At 50.5% G+C, this 14907-nt stretch carries 14 protein-coding genes and 1 riboswitch; all 14 genes read left to right on the forward strand.

From position 1 onward, the window contains the following. The first annotated feature begins 1 nt into the window (after position 1). The 14 genes from rlmN to rny all read left to right on the forward strand — a co-directional run bounded on the left by rlmN (position 2) and on the right by rny (position 14861). Entirely contained in the window at positions 2-1060 is a 1059-nt protein-coding gene (gene rlmN / locus LKE33_04510) for a 23S rRNA (adenine(2503)-C(2))-methyltransferase RlmN (protein ID MCH3950190.1), read from the forward strand. Continuing rightward, positions 1057-1788 carry a Stp1/IreP family PP2C-type Ser/Thr phosphatase gene (locus LKE33_04515; protein MCH3950191.1) on the forward strand — a complete coding sequence of 244 codons (732 nt, stop codon included), beginning with the start codon at positions 1057-1059 and terminating at the stop codon, positions 1786-1788. Before rlmN ends, LKE33_04515 begins: the two co-directional genes overlap by 4 nt. After that, a complete protein-coding gene (gene pknB, locus LKE33_04520) occupies positions 1773-3746 on the forward strand; it encodes a Stk1 family PASTA domain-containing Ser/Thr kinase (GenBank protein MCH3950192.1) in 1974 nt (657 codons plus the stop codon). The genes LKE33_04515 and pknB overlap by 16 nt, the downstream gene beginning before the upstream one ends. Before the next feature lie 5 nt (positions 3747-3751). Next, entirely contained in the window at positions 3752-4630 is an 879-nt protein-coding gene (rsgA, locus tag LKE33_04525) for a ribosome small subunit-dependent GTPase A (GenBank protein ID MCH3950193.1), read from the forward strand. Beyond that, positions 4627-5268 (forward strand): ribulose-phosphate 3-epimerase, encoded by a 642-nt coding sequence (gene rpe / locus LKE33_04530; protein MCH3950194.1) that lies wholly within the window; start codon positions 4627-4629, stop codon positions 5266-5268. Before rsgA ends, rpe begins: the two co-directional genes overlap by 4 nt. A gap of 6 nt (positions 5269-5274) precedes the next feature. Then, positions 5275-6606, forward strand: a complete 1332-nt coding sequence (locus LKE33_04535; protein ID MCH3950195.1) for a hypothetical protein — start codon at positions 5275-5277, stop codon at positions 6604-6606. A gap of 140 nt (positions 6607-6746) precedes the next feature. Further along, positions 6747-6861, forward strand: a riboswitch (FMN riboswitch). A gap of 63 nt (positions 6862-6924) precedes the next feature. Continuing rightward, positions 6925-8031, forward strand: coding sequence for a bifunctional diaminohydroxyphosphoribosylaminopyrimidine deaminase/5-amino-6-(5-phosphoribosylamino)uracil reductase RibD (ribD, locus tag LKE33_04540; GenBank protein MCH3950196.1), 1107 nt, complete (start codon positions 6925-6927; stop codon positions 8029-8031). A 4-nt stretch (positions 8032-8035) separates the two neighbouring features. Then, a complete protein-coding gene (locus LKE33_04545; protein MCH3950197.1) occupies positions 8036-8671 on the forward strand; it encodes a riboflavin synthase in 636 nt (211 codons plus the stop codon). A gap of 12 nt (positions 8672-8683) precedes the next feature. Beyond that, a complete protein-coding gene (locus LKE33_04550) occupies positions 8684-9907 on the forward strand; it encodes a bifunctional 3,4-dihydroxy-2-butanone-4-phosphate synthase/GTP cyclohydrolase II (GenBank protein MCH3950198.1) in 1224 nt (407 codons plus the stop codon). Next, positions 9904-10365, forward strand: coding sequence for a 6,7-dimethyl-8-ribityllumazine synthase (ribE, locus tag LKE33_04555; protein MCH3950199.1), 462 nt, complete (start codon positions 9904-9906; stop codon positions 10363-10365). The genes LKE33_04550 and ribE overlap by 4 nt, the downstream gene beginning before the upstream one ends. A gap of 5 nt (positions 10366-10370) precedes the next feature. Further along, entirely contained in the window at positions 10371-11261 is an 891-nt protein-coding gene (hslO, locus tag LKE33_04560) for an Hsp33 family molecular chaperone HslO (protein ID MCH3950200.1), read from the forward strand. Positions 11262-11447: 186 nt separating this feature from the next. Beyond that, entirely contained in the window at positions 11448-12524 is a 1077-nt protein-coding gene (gene recA, locus LKE33_04565; GenBank protein MCH3950201.1) for a recombinase RecA, read from the forward strand. Beyond that, positions 12514-13014, forward strand: coding sequence for a recombination regulator RecX (locus tag LKE33_04570; protein ID MCH3950202.1), 501 nt, complete (start codon positions 12514-12516; stop codon positions 13012-13014). Before recA ends, LKE33_04570 begins: the two co-directional genes overlap by 11 nt. A 344-nt stretch (positions 13015-13358) precedes the next feature. After that, the gene (rny, locus tag LKE33_04575; protein ID MCH3950203.1) at positions 13359-14861 is read left to right on the forward strand and encodes a ribonuclease Y; all 1503 of its coding nucleotides are present in this window, start codon (positions 13359-13361) and stop codon (positions 14859-14861) included. Positions 14862-14907: the final 46 nt, after the last annotated feature.

Raw genomic sequence — 14907 nt, forward strand, 5'->3', positions numbered from 1 at the left:
TATGACTAAAAAAGAAATCATGGGCCTGACTCTTCCTGAATTGCAGGAAGAACTGATGGCCCTGGGTTTTAAAAAATTTCGGGCCGAGCAGGTTTTTCGCTGGCTTTATGAAAAATCAGCCGTGACGTTTGACGAAATGAGCAATCTTTCTAAAAAAGACCGGGCGCTGCTAGCCGAAAAATATTCTATTGCGGCGGGAGAAGTCAGGATTCTGAAAGAATATCGTTCTACTGACGGACTGACGCATAAAGTCCTGCTGGAACTTTCTGACGGGGCCTCTGTGGAAACTGTGCTGATGCACCACGATTATGGCTACAGTGCCTGTTTATCCAGTCAGGTGGGCTGCGCTATGAATTGTGCTTTCTGTGCCAGCGGACTGCATGGGTTCGTCAGAAATCTGAAACCAGCCGAAATTCTGGCTCAGCTTTACTATTTTCAGCATATCCTGCAGCAGAAGGGGGAACGCGTCAGCCGTGTAGTCATCATGGGCAGCGGGGAACCGATGCTGAACCTGGATAATGTGCTGAAAGCGCTCGATATTCTGCACAGTGACCGGGGACAGTGCATCGGATACCGCAATATGACGATTTCGACCTGCGGTGTCGTACCGGGCATCCGGGAACTGACGCGGCAGGGCAGGACCATCAATCTGGCAGTTTCCCTGCATGCGGCGACGGAAGTACTGCGCAATCGGCTTATGCCAATCAACCATAAATATCCCTTCCCTGAGACCATTGCTGCGGCCGATGAATATGAGCACAGCAACGGACGTCAGGTGATGTATGAATATATTCTCCTGGCTGGCGTCAACGACAGCGAAGATGATGCCAAAGCACTGGCCGATGTGCTGACCGGACGGGAATGTGTTGTGAACCTGATTCCTGCCAATCCGGTACCGGAAAAGGGCTTTGCACGGCCTTCGGACAAACAGGTTGACCGCTTTTTCCAGTATTTGAAAAAGCGGCACATCAATGTGACTGTGCGCAGGGAAATGGGTAAAGATATCAATGCGGCCTGCGGCCAGCTGCGGGCCAGTATGCTGAAGGAGGCAAAAGCATGATAGCAGTGATGAGGACCAGTACGGGTCACGTCCGTAAGAATAATGAGGACATGACGCTTGTACGCGAGCCCGATTTTTATGCGATTGCTGACGGAATGGGCGGCGCCGATGCCGGGGAAGTTGCCAGCTTTGAGGCAGTGAATCAGCTGAAGCGGCTGGACTTTTCGGGTCTCAAAAAATCAGAAATCCTTCCTTTTCTGGAACGCAGCATTCAAAATATCAATCGTAAGGTATGGGAATTATCCCAGCAAAAAGAAAATTTGAGCGGCATGGGCACAACGCTGACAGCATTGTATCTTCCTGACCGCACCAAAGCCTTTGTAGGTCATGTCGGTGACAGCCGGGTGTACGTCTGGCAGGACGGCGTGCTTCGCCAATTGACGAGCGACCACAGCTACGTAGCGGAACTTGTCCGTCAAAAGCAAATTACACAGGCAGAGGCTGATGTTTCGGATCAAAAGCATGTCATCACCCGGGCCATCGGAGCGGCTCCGACCGTGGAAGTCGATACATTTGAAATCCTCCTGGGCGGAGTTCAGAAAATCCTGTTGTGTTCGGACGGTCTGACGAATATGATTTCAGAAACGGAGATTGCCCGTATCATGGGAGACTCTAACCCGGAACGACTGGCCGACGGCCTGATGAACGCGGCCATGACAGCCGGCGGGGATGACAACATCTCTTTCATCATTATTGATCTGGAGGCTGCGGAATGGAAGAAAGAATAACCCTCAATCATCGCTATGAAATCATAGATAAGGTCGGGGGCGGCGGTATGGCCGAAGTGTTCCACGGCTATGATATTGTGCTGCACCGCGATGTTGGTATCAAGATCCTGCGGGATCAATTTATTCAGGATAAAGATTTTGTGGCTCGTTTCCGTCAGGAAGCCTGCAATGCGGCCGGCCTTTCGCACCCTAACATTGTAAATATTTACGACTGCGGCAGCGAGCATAACATTTATTACATCGTCATGGAATACGTGGTCGGCCGAACCTTGAAAGAAGTCATCGAGGAAAATGGCCCCCTGGATTACATGACGGCTGTGCGGTATGCGACAGGCATCGCTTCTGCTCTGAAGCAGGCTCATGATCACTCCATTGTCCATTGTGACGTGAAGAGCCAGAATATCCTCATTGACACCAAGGGCGTCGCGAAAATCACTGATTTTGGCATTGCCCGTGCTTACGGTCAGCCTTCGAACGGGCCGGATAAAAATGTCATGGGTTCTGTGTATTACCTTTCTCCGGAACAAGCCGCCGGTCAGGAAGTGACACCGCAGTCAGATTTGTACTCACTGGGTGTCGTTTTATTTGAAATGCTGACCGGTAAGCTTCCTTATGACGGCAATACGCCAATCGAGGTGGCAAGGATGCATCTGGAATCGTCGACGCCTTCTGCACGCCGTTATGATCCGGATATTCCGTATTATCTCGACAATGTCATCACCAAGGCACTGGCCAAGAATCCACGGCTGCGCTACGCCAATGACGATGATTTCCTGGCCGACTTGCATGATGTGCAGGAACGACTGATGCAGGAAGCAAGAAACGGGGCGGATCCGGATAAGTGGGGCTATCGTGAGGCAACTAATCCCGTGAGCCAGCAGACCATGGTCATCAGTAAGACCGAAATGCTGGATGGGATTTTGCATCCGGACACGCAGCCTGTGGAAGAATCCTCAAATCAGCAGAACGAGAGAGAAGAAAAGAAACCGCCCAAGACAAAAAAATGGATTGCCATTTTTATTGGGGCCATTATTGTTTTGTGCGGCATTATTTACGGCATTGCCGGCTATTCCAGCGGTGATATCCTGGTACCGAATGTGGAAGGAAAGACGATTGTCGAGGCAGAAACCATTCTGAAAGAAAAGAACCTGGATTATACGCTGACGGAACAGTATGATTCCAAGGTGACACCTGGCGTAGTCATCAAGCAAAAACCGGGAGCCAATGCCCGCGTGAAAGCGGGACGGAAAATACAGCTCTTTGTCAGCAAGGGTGCAGAGCCTGGCGTAGTTCCTGATTTGAAGGGTAAAACTCTCGCCGATGCCACGGCTCTTCTCCATGAAGTAAAGTTGTCCCTGGGCAAAGTGACCGTACAATACAAGGAAGGTACGGCACAGGGTGTTGTACTCAGTCAGAGCGTCAAACCTTCATCTAAGGTGGATCTTGGGACGAAGGTGGACGTTGTTGTGAATATCAGTGAAGGACAGACCGTGGTGCCCTCTTTGAGCGGTATGAAAGTCAGTGAGGCCCGGGAACGCCTGGCATCTATGGGCCTGAGTGTAGGCGCTGTCAAAGAACAGGAAAATGATGCCGAGAAGGGTACCGTTATCGGTACGGAACCGGCTGCCGATGAGGTGATTTCAAAAGGCGGCGTGGTTACGCTGGTCATTTCCAAGGGCAAAAAAGAGGAGCCTAAGAAAACGCAGCCCTCGGAAAGCGATAGCAATAATTCCGGCAGCAGTACACCGAAATCGTATTCGATTGATTTCACGGTACCAGGTTCCGGCAGTAATGCCAAAAAGGTAAAAGTAGTCGCTTCTGATGCGACCAGCTCTCGTGTGCTGTATTCCGGGTCCATGAAACCCGGTACCCGCTTCCATCAGTCTGTAACGCTCGGGCAGGATGCCAGTGTGCAGGTTTATATCAATGGAACGTTAGTGGAGGACAAATCTCTTTGAGTGAAGTGACAGGAAGAATCATCAAAACCTATAACGGCTACTATTATGTGGCAGACAAAGCCGGTACTTTATATACCTGCAAAGTGAAAGGCAGGATGAAGAAAAATCGCTTCGTTCTTGCTGCCGGTGACTTTGTGACTGTTGACGCAGCGGGCAGTGAAGGCATGATCAGCGGGATTACGGATCGGAAAAACCTGCTGCAGCGTCCTCTGGTGGCCAACCTTGACTGGCTTTTTGCTGTTTTTGCCTGCAGCAGCCCGGATCCCAGCTTTCTCCTGATTGATAAACTGCTGGCACTTTCGGAGTGCGCGGGTATTCCCGCTGCTCTTGTTATGAATAAGCGGGACCTTGCCCCGGAGGGGATGGAAGCACGGATTCGTTCCGTCTATGAACCCTTGGGCTATCCTGTCCTTTTTGTGGAGGCTAGAAATGGGCTGGGTCTGGAACCCATCAAGGAAAGGATTGCCGGAGCTACGGTGGCTTTCGGGGGGCCTTCCGGCGCAGGAAAATCTACGCTGCTCAATCATCTTGATACCCGGCTTTCCCTTAAAACAGGCGCAGTCAGTGATAAAATCGGGCGCGGCAGGCACACTACACGATTTGCCGAGCTGCTGCCCTATGCAGGCGGGTTTATCGTGGATACTCCGGGTTTCGGCAACATTAATCTGGCCGAGCTTGAAATGGAGTCCGCTGCGGCGGGATTTCGGGAGTTCCGAGCTTATGAAGGACAGTGCCGGTTTACGGGCTGCAGCCATACTCACGAACCGGACTGCGCTGTCAAAGCAGCGCTGGCAGCAGGAAAAATCGCCCAGAGCCGGTATGATTCCTATCTTGTCATTCGTGAAGAACTAGCAAGTCAAAAGAAAAGAGGAAAAAAGTTATGACGATTATTGCACCATCCATTCTCTCATCTGATTTTTCCCGTTTGGCCGAAGAGACGGCACGCATCAAGGATGCCGGTGCCGACTGGGTTCATATTGATGTGATGGACGGGCAGTTTGTACCTAACCTGACATTTGGCGCTCCCGTCGTAAAGTGTCTGCGCAAACGGACCGATATGTTTTTCGACTGCCACCTGATGGTAGAGCACCCGGAAAACTATATTGATGCTTTTACTGCCGCCGGCGCCGATATGATTGTGGTGCATGCCGAGGCTACAAAACATCTGCATCGCCTGATTCAGACTATCCATGGCAAAGGAATCAAGGCCGGCGTTGCGCTGAATCCTGCAACTTCTCTTTCGGCTGTTGAAGAAATTCTGCCTTACGTGGATATGGTGCTTATCATGTCCGTAAACCCTGGTTTTGGCGGTCAGAAATTTATTCCGACGAGCGTGGACAAGATCCGTCGTCTGAAGAAGATGCTCACGGATAGAAAGTTGGACGCCTTGATTGAGGTTGACGGCGGCGTCAACGCCGAAACGGGGCGGCAGGTACGGGAAGCCGGAGCTAATGTGCTCGTGGCCGGCTCCTATATTTTTGGAGCGACGGATATGGAGGCCGCTGTTTCTTCACTGCGGTAATACAATATGTATCCAAAACGGTTTTGGAATAAACATAAAAGAAAAATAAAATATGGCTGTGCAATCTTTTTCGGCACCGTTATTGTTCTTTTTGTCATGGCCTGGATTTTAAGCCGTCAGGCAGCTGCTATCTTCAATATGGTGGCTGCTAAACAGCATTTTTTTGAAGGGACTATCACGGTAGAGGCCTTGTCGGCGACGCCGCTCGGACATGTACATTTTGAGAATCTGGTCTGGAAATCGGAAGGCGGGGAAAACCAAGTTGTCATTCCGGACGGACACTTCCACGTCAAACCGCTTGATTTTATTTTTAAAAGAGTTTCTACATCTACCATTGATAACCTGGAACTGAATGGAGCGGACATTGCGCTTACTTTTGATGACAGGATGCATATCAAGGGAATCCGGGCTATCGAGCGGGTGCAAAAGCCAAAAAAGAAGGACACTGGGAAAAAGAAGAAAAAATTTGATATCAAACTGAAAAACTTGAATGTTGTAGTGACGCTGAACCACTGCCGGCTCACTGCTTACTACAAGAGTCGTGTCCATACGTTTAAAGACGTAAATGCAACACTGCACTATGACAGCAACGATAAGCTGACCATCGACTTCTCTACGGGCGAGCTCGGTGGTACCCTTGAAGGCGGCGGTGTGGATATTCAGGGAACGATAGACCTTAAACCCAAAATTTCTACCTATGACCTGCAGCTTGGCATCAAGGAACTGAATCCGTCCTCCCTGGGGACCGGACTCGATATCCATGAAACGGTTACTGCCGGTGCTGCTGTTACGGGACAGCTTCCGGAACCGGTGATTGTGGGCAAGCTTTACATGAAGAGCCTGACGCTTCCCGGTCTTGCGTTTACCAATCTTCGCGGTAATTTTAAGTACAAAGACGGGTACATCGGGGCGCAGAATGTGACGGCTGATGTTTTCGGCGGTACGTGCGACGCCCATGGTGGGTTTAATATCGATACCAAAGCTTATGACGTTTATGTCAAAGGGCATAACCTGAAGAGTGAAGTGGCGGCCAATGCTCCGTATTTCAAGACTCTGGTAGAGCTCGATCTCACGATGAAATGTGACGGGAACCCGAAATCCACTTTGACGTATGGTTCTTTTACTTCGGGTAAGGGAATCTACGCGCTCATTAAATTTGATTCTATCAGCGGGGCTTTCTCCAACCAGTACAAACGGCTTGCTTTTGATGACGTTCAGATTAAATCGCAGGGCGGCGACATCGTTGCTCCGCAGTTTGAGCTGATCGATGGCAAACTTCACCTGGGCAATCTTTATTTTGTGTCCCCGAACGGTACGCGCAGTCTTATCAGGTTCTAGATGAAAGAGGCTGGGAAGAAATGTGTCAGCATTTTTTTCCAGCCTCTTTTTGCGCAGTTCGTTGCTTGACACATACCTTGCCAGCCACTCAATTTGCATTTCTACTCATATGTGTTATAATAAAGCAGTAATTTAATAGGAATTGTCTTTGGGGCAGGGTGAGATTCCCAACCGGCGGTAAAGTCCGCGAGCCTTCGGGCATGAATTGGTGCAAGTCCAATACCGACAGTAGAGTCTGGATGAGAAAAGACAGCATGGAATGAGTGTAGCCGTACTATCTCCCCAAGGAGTTAGTGCGGTTTTTTCATATGTGAAGAGGTGACTGACTTGACTGATGAAGAGTATATGAGAATTGCCCTGGACCTTGCTGAGAAGGCCCGTGGCTATACGAGTCCCAATCCGCTTGTGGGCTGCGTCATTGTGGCACCGGACGGGAAAATTGTGGGCCGCGGGTATCATCACAAGGCAGGGACACCGCACGCAGAGGTCAATGCGATGGCGGACGCTGGAGATAAAGTCCGTGGTGCGACGGCTTATGTGACCCTTGAACCGTGTTCCCACTATGGACGTACGGGCCCTTGCTGCGAGGCCTTGATCAAGGCCGGTATCCGCAAGGTGGTCGCGGCGACCGGAGATCCGAATCCCCGGGTTTCAGGGCGCGGATTTGCCCGTCTCAGAGAGGCCGGTGTAGAAGTGGTCACAGGCATCCTGGAAAAGGAAGCACGGCGTCAGAATGAAGTGTTTATGCATTGGATGACGACGGGTCGTCCTTTTACCGTTTTGAAATATGCAATGACGCTCGATGGCAAGATTGCCACGGCATCCGGTGACTCCAAGTGGATTACAAGCGAAGCTTCCCGCCGCTATGCCCACCGTCTGCGCGCCTGGTATGATGCCATTCTGGTAGGGAAGGGAACCGTTCTTGCCGATGATCCGTCTCTGACCTGCCGTCTTGTAGAGGGCAATAACCCGGTTCGTGTCATCCTGGATACGCATGCCGAACTTCCAACGGACCGGAAAGTTTTTACCGATGGCGCAGCAAAGACAATTCTTGTTGTTTCAGAGAAAGTGCCGCAGGAAAGATGGAAAAAGATGTCTGAAATTCCGCAGGTTACAGTGCTTCCTCTGCCGGAAAAAGACGGTCATATCGACTTGGAGGCCCTTCTTGATGCACTGGGCAAAGAGTCGCTTACCAGTCTTCTTGTAGAAGGCGGCAGCGCTGTTCTTGGCGCTTTCCTGGATGCCCGGCTGGCTCAGCGTGTGTACGCGTTTATTGCACCTTCCCTGATTGGCGGAAAAGATAACCTGACCGCCATAGGAGGCAAGGGGGCTTCCACAATGGATGAGCGGATTACCTTGCAGGAACCACACGTTGAAGAGGTGGGACCGGACGTTATGGTTACGGGCCTTCTGGAAAGGAGCTGACCTCATGTTTACCGGACTTATTGCCGAATTGGGGCATGTGGAAGCGCTGCGGCGTGAACAGAATTCTTATCGACTGACCCTTTCGGCCGAAAAAATTCCGCCCCAGCTCGTGATTGGAGAAAGTGTCTGCTGTAATGGGGCTTGTCTGACCGTGACGAGTGCGGACAGCCATCATTTTACAGTGGATGTCATGCCGGAAACGGTGCGGCGCACAACAATCGGCCTCCTGAAAAAGGGAGATCCCGTGAATCTGGAACGGACCCTCCGCGTAGGTGACGGCCTTGATGGCCACATTGTGCAGGGCCACGTTGACGGCGTGGGAACGATTGTGCGTATGGTACCGGAAGGTATTGCGAAGGTCACGACAATCAGTGCTCCGCCGGAATTGCTGCAGCTTATGGTGACCAAGGGCTCGATTGCCATTGACGGAATCAGCCTGACGTTAACGGATGTCACGGATACGAATTTTTCAGTGTCCCTGATTCCCCTGACTGTGCAGTTTACAACGTTAGGTGTAAAGAAACCCGGCGATAAGGTCAATCTTGAGACCGATATCCTGGGAAAATATATAAAAAAAATGATGGAAAACCGTAGCGGTGGTCTTACAATGAAGTCCCTGCTGGAAAATGGGTTTGCATAAGGAGTGTGTGTTATGGACAATGAATTTAAGTTTAACACGATTGACGAGGCAATTGCCGATATCAAGGCCGGTAAGATGGTACTGGTAACGGATGACCCTGACCGTGAAAACGAAGGCGACCTGATCATGGCGGCGGATTTTGTAACGCCGGATGCCATTAACTTTATGGCTACTCATGCCAAGGGATTGATTTGCGCTCCCTGCGACGGGTCCATTCTGGATCGTCTGCAGCTGGAGCCGATGGTTGCTAACAATACGGATAATCACGAAACGGCTTTCACCGTGTCCATTGACCATGTGGATACGACCACGGGCATTTCTGCTGTGGAAAGAGCCTATACCATCAAGAAGCTTACCGACAAGGATGCCAAGCCTCTGGACTTCCGTCGTCCGGGCCATGTCTTCCCGCTGCGCAGCAAAGAAGGCGGCGTTATGCGCCGTACCGGTCATACTGAAACAACGACCGATTTGTGTAAACTCGCAGGTCTCACTCCGGCTGGTATCTGCTGCGAAATCATGAGTGCCGACGGTACGATGGCAAGAACTCCGGAACTGATTGAATTTGCCAAGAAATATCATCTGACCTTTATCACCGTGGCCGATCTTGTTGCCTACCGCAAGAGAACCGAAAAGATGGTTCATCGTATTGCTAATGTGGCATTGCCGAGCAAGTATGGCACGTTCCGCGCAATTGGTTACGAAAATGATTTGAATGATAAGTGCGATGTAGCTATCATCAAGGGAGAAGTGGCCGGTAAGAAAAACGTACTTGTCCGCGTCCATTCCGAATGCCTTACGGGGGATGCTTTTGGTTCCCTGCGCTGCGACTGCGGCGACCAGCTGGCAACGAGCCTGCGGATGATTGAAAAGGAAGGCTGCGGCGTGGTTCTTTACATGCGCCAGGAAGGCCGCGGTATTGGCCTTGCCAATAAGCTGCGCGCTTATGAACTGCAGGATAAGGGCCTCGATACGGTGGATGCCAACATTAAGCTGGGCTTCAAACCGGATCAGCGCGACTATGGTATCGGTGCCCAGATTCTGTCCGACCTGGGACTGACGAGTATCCGTCTCCTTACGAATAACCCTGCCAAGCGTGCCGGCCTTTCCGGATATGGCATTACCATTACGGAAAGCGTGCCTATCATCATGAAAGATAATCGCTATAATCATAGATACATGGTTACCAAGCAAGTCCGCATGGGCCATGAACTGCATGAAACGGAGGTTTTGAAATGAAGGTTTTAGAAGGAAAATTACTTGCGCAAGGTCTTAAATTCGGGATTGTCGTCTCCCGTTTCAATGATTTTATTACGAGCAAGCTGCTCTCCGGGGCGGAAGATACGCTCGTTCGTCATGGTGTATCCGCTGATGATATTACAGTAGCCTGGGTTCCGGGCGCTTTTGAAATTCCACTCATTGCCAAAAAGATGGCAAAAAGCGGTAAATATGATGGCATCATCTGCCTTGGTGCCGTCATTCGCGGTGCAACGAGCCATTATGATTATGTCTGCAACGAAGTCTCCAAGGGCATTGCCCTCGTCAACATGGAAACGGAAGTCCCGACGGGCTTTGGTATCCTTACGACCGAAAACATCGAACAGGCCGTGGAACGCGCCGGCACTAAAGCAGGCAACAAGGGATCTTCTACGGCAGAAGCTGTTATTGAAATGGTCAACCTGACGAAGAACCTGTGAGCATCATGGAAGATGTATTAGTGCGTGGTACAGTGGGAGATGCTCGCGTGTATGCGGTTACGACGACCCACTTGACCCAATATATGAATGAAACTCACAAATTAAGTCCGGTAGCGGCAGCTGCCCTGGGGCGCGCCTGTGCCGGAGCGCTCATGATGGCAGCCACGATGAAGGACAACGAAGGTGTAACACTTCGCTTCAAGGGCAACGGCCCTCTGGGCCAGGTACTGGCTGATGCCACAGGATACACGGTTCGCGGTTTTGTGCAGCATCCGCAGGTCATGCTGCCTTCCAAAAACGGCAAACTGGACGTTGGCGGCGGTGTTGGTAAGGATGGGCTCCTTATTGTCACCCGGATTCCTGAAAAGGGTGCGCCTTTTACCGGCTGCTCTCTGCTGAAAAGCGGCGAAATTGCCGACGATCTGACAAAGTATTTGTTTGATTCCGAGCAGACGCCCTCCGTTGTCGCATTAGGGGTACTGGTGAATCCGGACTGTTCCATTGCTGCATCGGGCGGGTTCTTTGTCCAGCCGCTTCCAGGTGCCACGGATGATTTTCTGGAAGCGCTGGAACATAATGTCATGTCCCTTCCTCCTGTAACAGAAATGCTGAAACAAGGGCATACGGCTGAGGATATCATTCGCATCGTCGGCAAGGGGATGACCGTGGATATTTTGGACTCCCATCCCGTATCTTTCCACTGCAGCTGCAGCCGGGAAGGTGTAGAACGCATGATAGAGGGCCTTCCTGATAAGGAATTTGAGGCCATGCTGAAGGATCCGAAGACGGAAGTGACCTGTCACTACTGCGGCCGTCATTACCTCTTTACGCCGGAGGAACTGCGGGCCCTGCCGCGGAAACCCAGAAAAGAAAATGACGCCAAAGCGGTAAAATGATAAGAAAGGGACCGTGCAAAAATGATTTCATTTTTGCACGGCCTCTTTTACGCCGGCGGCTGGCTGCCGACTACAGCAGGCCGATATATTCAGAGAAAAAAATCAGACTAAGTGGCGGAAAGACTTGACGAATCGAACAAATGTTTATAGAATACCAGTATGAAGATATTGCAAGGAGATGAAGTGATGAGCATGGATATGGATAAAAGCAAAGCTTTAGACGCAGCAGTAAAACAAATTGAAAAAGACTTCGGTAAAGGCTCCATCATGAAACTGGGTGCCGCCGGAGATAAAATGAATATTGAAACAATCCCGACCGGCGCTCTTTCTTTGGATATAGCCCTCGGCGTCGGCGGCATTCCCCGGGGCCGCATCATTGAGATTTACGGACCTGAATCTTCCGGTAAGACGACGGTCGCGCTGCATATGATTGCGGAAGCTCAGAAGCGCGGCGGATATGCAGCTTTCATTGATGCTGAACACGCGCTGGATCCGGAATATGCCCGTCATCTGGGTGTCGATATCGATAACCTCTTGATTTCCCAGCCGGATACCGGTGAACAAGCCCTTGAAATCTGTGATGCCCTGGTTCGCAGCGGTGCCATTGATATTATTGTTATTGACTCTGTGGCAGCGCTGGTTCCGAAAGCAGAAATCGAAGGCGACATGGGTGATTCCCACGTAGGACTGCAGGCTCGTCTGATGAGCCAGGCACTGCGTAAATTGACGGGTGTCATTTCCAAGTCCCGTACGGCAACCGTCTTTATCAACCAGATTCGTGAAAAAGTCGGCGTCATGTTCGGCAACCCTGAAACGACGACCGGCGGCCGTGCGCTGAAATTCTATTCGACGGTTCGTATGGATGTACGCCGGATCGAAAGTATCAAAAACGGTAATGATGTTATCGGCAACCGGACGCGTGTCAAAGTCGTTAAGAACAAAGTAGCGCCTCCGTTCAAACAGGCTGAATTTGATATCATGTATGGCCAGGGTATTTCCCACGAAGGGTGCCTGGTAGACCTTGGTGTTCAGTACAACATCATCAATAAGAGCGGTGCCTGGTATTCCTATGGTGATGAGCGTATCGGCCAGGGCCGTGAAAATACGAAGGCATTTCTCAAGGAACATCCGGATATGGCTTTTGAGGTAGAAAACAGAATCCGTGAAGCTGCAGGACTTCCTCCTCTGGCTCCGCTTGCAGGGGATGAAGGCGATTCCGAAAATCTGTTGAAACCGGAAGAGGACCCGACGAATGTGGGCTAAATCGAAAAAAATGCTCCTTTCCTACGCCGATGCGTATAATTTTTCCCTTGATCGCCTGGCAGATCGGGATCACAGTTCGGCTGAACTCACGGCTAAGCTGAAAGAACGCGGCTGCAGCGATGAAATGACAGAGCGTGTCCTTACGGCGCTCCGTTCCCATCATTTCGTCGATGACGAGCGCTGTGCCGGATATGTGGTCGATGCCTGGAGAAGGAAAAAATATTACGGACGGCAGTATCTGCGCCTGATGTTTTCAAAACGGATGATTCCGCAGGACATTGCGGAACGGCTTATGGAAGAAATCACGGAAGCAGAGGAGCGGGAAAGAGCCGGAGCACTGGCCCGGCAGCAGATGCCCAAACTTCGCCGCAAATATGGGGATGAATCCCGCAAGGGCAAAGCCGCACTGGCAAGGATGCTGACATCCCGTGGATTTACGAGCGGCGTGATTGCGGAGACGATTGGTCTCTATGATGATATGGCAGAGTAAAATCGGTCATTGGAATAATTTGTGTAAAAATGCAGTGTCTGGAAAGTATAAACAGCCTTTCAGACACTGCATTTTTGTTTTTGAGAAGAGATTACACGAAAAGGGTGTACTTGTTCAAAGACCATATATAAATCCGTTTAAACCGCGGAAAATCGGGCATGGGCGACGGCTCCTTTGTTGACACTCCTCTCAAAATACTATAAAATAACAATGTCCAATTCATTGGGTATTAAGGCGACCCTCATGGTTGCCTTATTTGTTGTATGTAAAGAAAGTGTGAAAATTCCATAAAAAAGGAGGTGTGAATCATAGATCCCATAGTTATAGTTGTTGCAGTTGGTGCCGTGATTATCGGCGCAGGCGCAGGATACTTCGGACGCAAGAATGTGGCCGAAAGTAAAATTGGCAAAGCAGAAGACGTTTCCCGTCAAATGGTCGAGGATGCCCAGAAAGAGGCAGAGGCGAAGAAGAAGGAAGCGCTTCTCGAAGCAAAAGAAGAAATTCATCGTCTGCGTTCCGAAATGGAACGGGAAAACAAGGAAAGACGTGCCGAACTGGCTAAGAAAGAACGCCGCTTAGTCCAAAAAGAAGAAAATATGGACCGCAAGATGGATGCGTATGAGAAGAAGGAAGAAAAACTTCAGGAACAAAGCAACCATCTTCGCGAAGCACAGAAAAAAGTGGATGAACTCTATGGTCAGCAAGTCACGGAATTGGAACGAATTTCCGGACTTACCAGTGATGAAGCGAAACAGGAATTGCTGGATAATGTGCGGGATGAAGTTAAGCATGACAAGGCAAAACTGATCAAGGATATGGAGCAGGAGGCAAAAGACATAGCCGATCAGAAAGCTCGGGAAATTATTTCCCTGGCGATTCAGCGCTGTGCTGCCGACCAGGTAGCAGAAACTACCGTAACGGTCGTTCCGCTGCCGAATGATGAAATGAAAGGTCGTATCATCGGGCGTGAAGGACGTAATATCCGGACCCTCGAAACCCTTACCGGTATCGATCTTATCATTGATGATACGCCGGAAGCTGTTATTATTTCCGGGTTCGACCCTGTGCGCAGGGAAGTAGCCCGTATCGCTCTGGAAAAATTGATCAACGATGGCCGAATTCACCCAGCTCGTATTGAGGAAATGGTGGAAAAGGCCCAAAAAGAATTGGATCAGAAAATCAAGGAAGCCGGTGAGCAGGCTACCTTTGAGACGGGAGTTCACGGAATTCATCCGGAACTCATCAAACTGCTGGGGCGGTTGAAGTACCGTACCAGTTATGGGCAGAATGTGTTGAAGCATTCTACGGAAGTTGCGCATTTGGCAGGCCTTATGGCTGCTGAACTGGGCGTAGACGTGAACGCGGCAAAACGTGCCGGTCTGCTGCATGATATTGGTAAAGCTGTGGACCACGAAGTGGAAGGATCCCATGTGGATCTGGGTGCTGAGGTGGCTAAGCGGTATCATGAAACGGATACGGTTATCAATACAATTATGTCCCATCATGGTGATGTGGAACCAACCTCTGTTGAAGCTGTTCTTGTTTCCGCGGCCGATGCGATTTCGGCTGCCAGACCTGGAGCTCGTCGGGAGACCCTGGAAACTTACCTCAAACGGCTTACGCGGCTTGAGGAGATTGCCGAATCCTTCGACGGTGTCGAAAAATGTTATGCGGTTCAGGCCGGCCGTGAAATTCGTATCATGGTCAAACCTGATAAGGTGGACGATGATGCTGCCGTTATCCTCGCTCACGATGTGGCAAAGCGCATCGAAGAGGAAATGGAATATCCGGGCCAGATCAAAGTTGTCATTGTGCGGGAAACCCGCGCGGTGGACTACGCAAAGTAAACTCAGAAGCGGTGAAGAAAATTTTCTTCGCCGCTTTTTTAGTCAT

This window comes from Acidaminococcus sp. (assembly GCA_022482815.1).
Classification (GTDB): domain Bacteria; phylum Bacillota; class Negativicutes; order Acidaminococcales; family Acidaminococcaceae; genus Acidaminococcus.

Bases quoted from the DNA above. Each gene is read 5' to 3' on its own strand.
- rlmN (MCH3950190.1), top strand. From the start codon at position 2: ATGACTAAAAAAGAAATCATGGGCCTGACTCTTCCTGAATTGCAGGAA.
- LKE33_04515 (MCH3950191.1), top strand. From the start codon at position 1,057: ATGATAGCAGTGATGAGGACCAGTACGGGTCACGTCCGTAAGAATAAT.
- pknB (MCH3950192.1), top strand. From the start codon at position 1,773: ATGGAAGAAAGAATAACCCTCAATCATCGCTATGAAATCATAGATAAG.
- rpe (MCH3950194.1), top strand. From the start codon at position 4,627: ATGACGATTATTGCACCATCCATTCTCTCATCTGATTTTTCCCGTTTG.
- LKE33_04535 (MCH3950195.1), top strand. From the start codon at position 5,275: ATGTATCCAAAACGGTTTTGGAATAAACATAAAAGAAAAATAAAATAT.
- LKE33_04545 (MCH3950197.1), top strand. From the start codon at position 8,036: ATGTTTACCGGACTTATTGCCGAATTGGGGCATGTGGAAGCGCTGCGG.
- LKE33_04550 (MCH3950198.1), top strand. From the start codon at position 8,684: ATGGACAATGAATTTAAGTTTAACACGATTGACGAGGCAATTGCCGAT.
- ribE (MCH3950199.1), top strand. From the start codon at position 9,904: ATGAAGGTTTTAGAAGGAAAATTACTTGCGCAAGGTCTTAAATTCGGG.
- hslO (MCH3950200.1), top strand. From the start codon at position 10,371: ATGGAAGATGTATTAGTGCGTGGTACAGTGGGAGATGCTCGCGTGTAT.
- recA (MCH3950201.1), top strand. From the start codon at position 11,448: ATGAGCATGGATATGGATAAAAGCAAAGCTTTAGACGCAGCAGTAAAA.
- LKE33_04570 (MCH3950202.1), top strand. From the start codon at position 12,514: ATGTGGGCTAAATCGAAAAAAATGCTCCTTTCCTACGCCGATGCGTAT.